At 53.6% G+C, this 6,257-nt stretch carries 5 protein-coding genes; all 5 read left to right on the top strand.

Annotation, left to right across the window (positions count from 1 at the left end; all coding sequences use genetic code 11):
• The first annotated feature begins 8 nt into the window (after positions 1–8).
• A complete protein-coding gene (locus tag ACZCED_RS21060; protein WP_462968219.1) occupies positions 9–1,436 on the top strand; it encodes an NAD-dependent succinate-semialdehyde dehydrogenase in 1,428 nt (475 codons plus the stop codon).
• Positions 1,437–1,593: 157 nt separating this feature from the next.
• Entirely contained in the window at positions 1,594–2,400 is an 807-nt protein-coding gene (locus ACZCED_RS21065; RefSeq protein ID WP_464861632.1) for a 4Fe-4S binding protein, read from the top strand.
• A 174-nt stretch (positions 2,401–2,574) separates the two neighbouring features.
• On the top strand, positions 2,575–4,182 hold the full coding sequence (locus ACZCED_RS21070) for a BCCT family transporter (RefSeq protein ID WP_464861633.1): 1,608 nt from the start codon (positions 2,575–2,577) through the stop codon (positions 4,180–4,182).
• A gap of 182 nt (positions 4,183–4,364) precedes the next feature.
• Positions 4,365–5,669: an acetyl-CoA hydrolase/transferase family protein gene (locus tag ACZCED_RS21075; protein WP_464861634.1), complete on the top strand. Its 1,305-nt coding sequence runs from the start codon at positions 4,365–4,367 to the stop codon at positions 5,667–5,669.
• Positions 5,670–5,690: 21 nt separating this feature from the next.
• Positions 5,691–6,257: trimethylamine methyltransferase family protein (locus ACZCED_RS21080; protein ID WP_464861635.1), on the top strand; the 567-nt coding region annotated here is incomplete at its 3' end.

Raw genomic sequence — 6,257 nt, forward strand, 5'->3', positions numbered from 1 at the left:
TCTGAAAATTGTTTATCAACGGGCACTGGATTGGCGTACAGTCTGGAAAAACATTCGACATCACCAACCCGGCTACGGCGGAAGTAATTGGCCAGGTACCCGATGGCGGGGTCGAAGAGACCCTGCAGGCCATTGAAGCCGCCTACGACGCGTTTCCCCTGTGGGCCGCCCTGACTGCCTACCAAAGATCCGGGTTCCTTTATGACGCTCACCGCCTGATGATGGAAAACCTGGAACACCTTGCCCAAACCATGACCCGGGAACAGGGCAAACCCATTCGGGCTGCGCGAAATGAAGTCAAATACGGCGCCGACTTTCTGCTTTGGTACGCCGAGGAAGCCAAACGCGTCTACGGCCAAACCATACCAGCACCCCGTCCGGACCAGCGCTTCATCGTTCTGCACCAGCCCGTGGGTGTCGTCGGGGCGATCACCCCCTGGAACTATCCGGTTTCCATGATTACGCGCAAGGTCGCCCCGGCCCTGGCCGCCGGCTGCACCGTCGTTCTCAAACCGGCCGAAGCCACCCCGCTTTGCGCGGTGGAAATGTTCAAACTTTTTGAACAGGCCCACCTCCCTCCGGGTGTCGTCAATCTCGTCACCGCTGCCGACCCGGTTCCGGTGGGTCAAACCCTCCTGGAAGATCCCAGAGTCCGCAAACTCACCTTCACGGGTTCGACCGCAGTGGGCAAACACATTGCCCGGGAAGCCGCCTCCCAGCTCAAACGGGTGTCGCTGGAATTGGGCGGCCACGCCCCTTTTATTGTCTGCAAGGATGCCGACCCGGTCCACGCGGCCAAGGGCGCCATGTTGGTGAAATTCCTCAACACCGGTCAGGCTTGCATCAGTCCCAACCGCATCTTCGTGCACCGCAGCCAAGTTGAGGCCTTCCTGGATGAAGCGAAAAAGCGCATCTCGCGAATGCAGGCGGGCAACGGCATGGAGGCCGGTGTGAGCATCGGCCCGTTAATTGGCCCCGATGCGTTGGCCAAGATCGATCACCAGGTTAAAAATGCCCTCGATCTCGGTGCAGAAGTCATCTGTGGCGGCAAACGCCTCATGGGGGGCGGACTGGACAAAGGCTATTTCTATGCGCCGACCCTGCTCAACAAGATTTCCCCCGGCATGCGAATCTATCGCGAGGAAACCTTCGGCCCGGTGGCCCCGGTTGTTCCCTATGACAGCGAAGAAGAGGTGGTCGAAATGGCCAACGACACCCATTACGGACTGGCCGCTTATGTATACACCCAAAATCTCTCCCGGGCCGTGCGAATGCTCGAGAAGTTGCGTTTTGGCATTGTCGGTATCAATGACATCAATCCCACCGCCGCCGCAGCTCCCTTTGGGGGCATGCAAGAAAGCGGTCTCGGCAGGGAAGGCGGCCGGGAAGGTATCGCCGAATACCTGGAAACCAAGCTTGGCGGATTATCCGTTTGATCAATCGGGGAGCGCCCCTCTCCGCGGCAATCGGTGGTGAAGGCGCTCGCTATGGCGGTTCCAGACTGAAATTCTTCAGATGCAGGTAAACCAAGGCGACATGCTGCAACACCCGCCAGAATATGGTTTCAAATTTAAAAAAGCTTAGGAGAATATGATGGCAGCCTCATCAGGACTGGAAATTACCGAACGCATCATCGATAAAGCCAAATCCCTGGGCGCCTGCATGGCCGGCGTCGCCAGCGTGGCGCTGCTCAAGCAGTCACCATCCCATCTGATTCATCCCAAGATGGGAGACAACACCGGTGTTGGTTCGCGAAAAACTGCGGATGGGATCAAACCTGGAGAAGTCAGATGGCCAGTCGCGGCCAAATCCGCCGTTGTCATCGCCGTTGAACACAGCGAAGCGGAGCCGGAGCTGGACTGGTGGTATGGAAAAAAGTCGCCCCCAGGCAACCGTATTTTGATGCGAATCAATAATACATTAGCGGAATGGGTGGCAGAAACCTTTCAGATTGCGACACACAAGCTGCCATACCACATCGAACAGGGGGGTATTTTCCTCAAGGACGCAGCGGTAATGGCAGGTCTGGGATGCATCGGAAAAAGCAACATCCTGGTCACACCGGAATTTGGCCCACGTGTCCGGCTGCGTGCCATGCTGCTGGAAACAGAGATCGCCCCCACCGGCCCCATCGATTTCGACCCCTGCGAAAACTGTGACCAATTCTGCAGGCAGGCTTGTCCCCAAAGGGCCTTCGATCAGCTTGTCTTCTCATCCGCAGAAATCGGATTCGAACAACTGCCGGGACGCAACGGCAGCTTCAGCAGGCCCACCTGCAATATACAGATGAAAAAGGACATCGACGCGGCTGATGAAGATACCGATCCGCAGAGCGGTGAAATGGAGAAGATTATCAAATATTGCCGTCGCTGCGAACTGGCCTGCCCGGTCGGACAGTGAATCCTGGGCAAGGATATACCCTGGTTGGCAAGAGCACTTTTCCCGTGGATAAGAAACAACGCATCACTTATGTATATAACTCATAGCTAAACAGGAGGAAAAAATTGAACCCAAAAGAGTGACCCAAACCATCCAATCCGCACCAATCGCCATTCAACAAGAAGGAGGAGAATAATGTCTACTGATAACAGAGGTATCTTGGGGCAATATGATGCCAAGCTTTTCTGGTCCACGCTCGTCGTATGTTCATTTATTACCGCCTTCGGTGTATTCAGCCCCGAAGCTTTTGGAAAGACCCTTTCAACAATGCAGGGTTGGATTTCGGTCAACTTCGGATGGTTTTTTATTCTGACCGTCGCCTCCTTTATCATCTACTTGATTTGGATTGCTGCGAGCAAATATGGAAATATTCCTCTCGGCAAGGACGGTGAAGAAAAAGAATACACCTTTTTTGAATGGATAGCGATGCTCTTCAGCTGCGGCATCGGTATCGGTTTTATCATGTGGGCCATCGCCGAACCGCTCTACCACCACGCTGGCCCACCCTACTTGGCAGACGTCGGGTCGCCAGCTGCCGCACCTACGGGAATGGCCATCAGCCTGCTGCATTGGGGCATCCATGGCTGGGCATGCTATGCCATCGCCGGTCTGGCCATCGGCTATACGACCTATCGCCTGGGCCGTCCGTTGACTGTAGCAAACTCGCTTTATGGCCTGCTGGGGGAAAACGTCAATGGCTTAATTGGCAAACTCGTTGATTTTCTGGCGGCCTTTGCCACCATCGCCGGGATAGCCACCTCGCTGGGCATGGGGCTGATGTCGATCCGATTCGGCATCAATCACCTGTTTGGCATTGAACTGGGAACAACCGGGCTGGTGGTGGTTATGCTCGGTCTCATCGCAGCGTATACCATTTCCGCAGCTTCCGGTCTGGACAGGGGCATTAAATACCTGAGTAAGACAAACATGTACCTGGCCTTTATCGTCCTCATCTTCTTTTTCCTGGCCGGGCCAACCCTTTTCCAATTGAACTTGATGGTTGACTCAACCGGCCGCTATTTTCAGGACTTTATTTTTATGTCCTTTTTTGCGGATTCCATGAAAACCGCCAGCGAAGGCAAATGGCTGGGGTGGTGGACCGTTTTTTATTGGGCCTGGTGGATCGCCTGGGGCCCCTTTGTGGGTGGTTTCGTGGCCAGGATATCGAAAGGCCGAACCATTCGCGAGTATGTCGTCGGCGTTGTGTTGGTACCTCTGGTGATCACCATCGTGTGGTTCAACGTAATCGGCGGGGCGGCGCTCCATGCGGAAATCAACGGCACGCTTGAAATGTACAAGGCTATCTCTGCGGATGTGGGATCGGGGATCTTTACCCTGCTAACGGCATACCCGATGGGAACCCTGATCAGCTGGGTGGTCTTTTTCAACCTGATCGTATTTCTCGTCACCTCAGCGGACTCATCTGCATTTTTTGTTGCCATGATTATTGGCAACGGCGATCTTAACCCGACTGTCGGACAGCGGTTGACCTGGGGATCTTTTATTGGTTCCATTGCGGTAGTGTTATTGATCACCGGTGGTCTAAAAGCGGTGCAGACCGCCTCGATTGTCGCGGCCCTGCCCTTTGCCTTCGTCATGATCGGCATGATGGTATCCTTGACAAAACTGTTGAGGCTTGAAGCACCGGGTGTTGTCCCCGCTGCCCAAGTGGCTGCTGAAACGGAAACATCCAAAACAGGAACCCTGGGCAGGATTCCAGCCGTTCAGCCGACTGAGTCTTAAACCCAACAGCAATTCTGTCGCGGGTGTGTGTTTGTGGCAGATCACCAATCTGGAATCATTCCCTATGGACGCTGGATCACAGGTCTTAGGGAATGATTTCGGTGGTTTTAGCGGCAGAGCGGGACGACGGTTCGGTTGTCCTGCAGATAAAAAGGTATCGTTCTTCGGGGAGTTCATTGAGCATGGGCAAATGGAACGCGTTGTATCTTGAAAAATTGAAAAGTGCTGAAGAAATTGTCGCACAGATTGGCCCACATTCGATCTGCGCCAGTACCTGCGCGCTTGGCGAGCCGGTTGGCCTATCCCAGGCACTGGCGGAGAGGGCTGAAGCAGAAAATTTACACGGTATTTCTCACCACTTGCTCTTGGTCTTGAAAGAACTAAAATACCTACAACCTGAAATGACCGATAAGATGAAGCACGTTGCCTGGTTCACCAGCGGACCTGCCCGAAAAGCCGTGCAAAACGGGTCGGCCGATTTCATGCCCTGTTTTTATAAGGATGCACCGATGTTATGGCAGGAATTCGTTGAGCCGGATGTGTTTTATGCCACGGTTTCTCCGATGGATAAACACGGCTGGTGTTCTTTCGGTGTTTCTGCCAGCGTGGCCAGAGCTGCGATGTCAAGAGCCAAAAAAGTATTTCTGGAAGTCAACAAGTTCATGCCTCGGACACATGGGACCGGGGTGGTACACATATCAGAAGTGAACGCCGTATTTGAGAATCACGTCCCATTAGTGGAACTGGGCGATATACCCATTACGAAAAAAGATGAACACATCGGCAACCTAATTGCTGAGCGTATCCCCGACGGAGCGACCATCCAATTCGGTATCGGCTCGATACCCAATGCGGTGGGTCAGGCGCTTCGCGGCAAAAAAGGATTGGGTATCCACAGTGAGATGTTTACGGAAGGGATGGTGGATCTGATTGAATGCGGAGCGGTTACCAACACGTCCAAAAATATCGATGCCAATAAATCAATCGTTTGTTTTGCCATCGGAAGCCGTCGTATGTATGATTTTATCGACGATAATCCCGGAATCGAATTCCGTTCCATCGATTATGTGAATGATCCTAACGTAATCGGGAAACATGACAACTTCATTTCGATTAATGCGACTATTGAGGTCGATTTGATCGGCCAGGCATGTTCGGAGTCTATTGGTACGCAGCAATTCAGCGGAACAGGCGGCCAGGTGGATTTCATCAGGGGCGCAGGGATGTCCAAGGGCGGAAAATCATTTCTCGCGATTCATTCCACAGCAAAAAATGATACGATCAGTAAGATTAAACCGGTGTTGACCGAAGGTGCGCATGTAAGCTGTTCGAAAAACGAGATTGATTATGTCGCAACGGAATATGGCGTAACCAGACTCAAAGGCAAAACCGCCAGCCAAAGAGCAAAAGCGTTGATCGGGATCGCTCATCCAAAATTTCGCGATGCGTTGACCGATGCGGCAAGAAAAATGAGGTTAGTCGCCTAAAGGCAACAAGGAGGATCGATCATGTATGACCGCATGCAAACGTTCACCCCGGAACAGATGACCCGGATTCACGATGCATCCATGGAACTGCTCTCCAGCGTCGGTGTGGCCTTCAATGAACCCGAAGCCTTGGAGATCTTCGCATCCAAGGGATTCAAGCTGGATGGAAAAACGGTTTTCATGACCGAGGCCCAGATACAAAAGGCGCTCGAGTCCGCTCCTTCGCGGTTCACGGTAACTGCCCGGAACCCGGAAAAAAGCGTTGCCGTGGGGGAGGACGATTTCGTTTTCGCGCCCGGCTACGGTGCGCCCTTCATCGCCCTGCCGGACGGCAGCCAGCGCGAAGCCACCATGACGGATTATGATAATTTCTGCAAACTGATCCAGACGTCCAAAACCATCGACATGAACGGCTTCATGATGGTGGAGCCCGGCGATGTGGCGCCGGAGACCGCCCACCTGGACATGATCTTTTCCAGTATCGTTTTGTGCGACAAGCCCTTCATGGGAAGCCCGGTATCCAAACAGGGCGCCCGGGACTGCATTGAGATGGCATCCATCGTATGGGGCGGCAAAAACAGGCTTGTC

The sequence above is a fragment of the Desulfosarcina sp. genome, assembly GCF_055467485.1.

What these genes read in the sequence shown, in the direction of transcription:
- ACZCED_RS21065 (WP_464861632.1), top strand. Translation starts at nt 1,594, where the DNA reads ATGGCAGCCTCATCAGGACTGGAAATTACCGAACGCATCATCGATAAA.
- ACZCED_RS21070 (WP_464861633.1), top strand. Translation starts at nt 2,575, where the DNA reads ATGTCTACTGATAACAGAGGTATCTTGGGGCAATATGATGCCAAGCTT.
- ACZCED_RS21075 (WP_464861634.1), top strand. Translation starts at nt 4,365, where the DNA reads ATGGGCAAATGGAACGCGTTGTATCTTGAAAAATTGAAAAGTGCTGAA.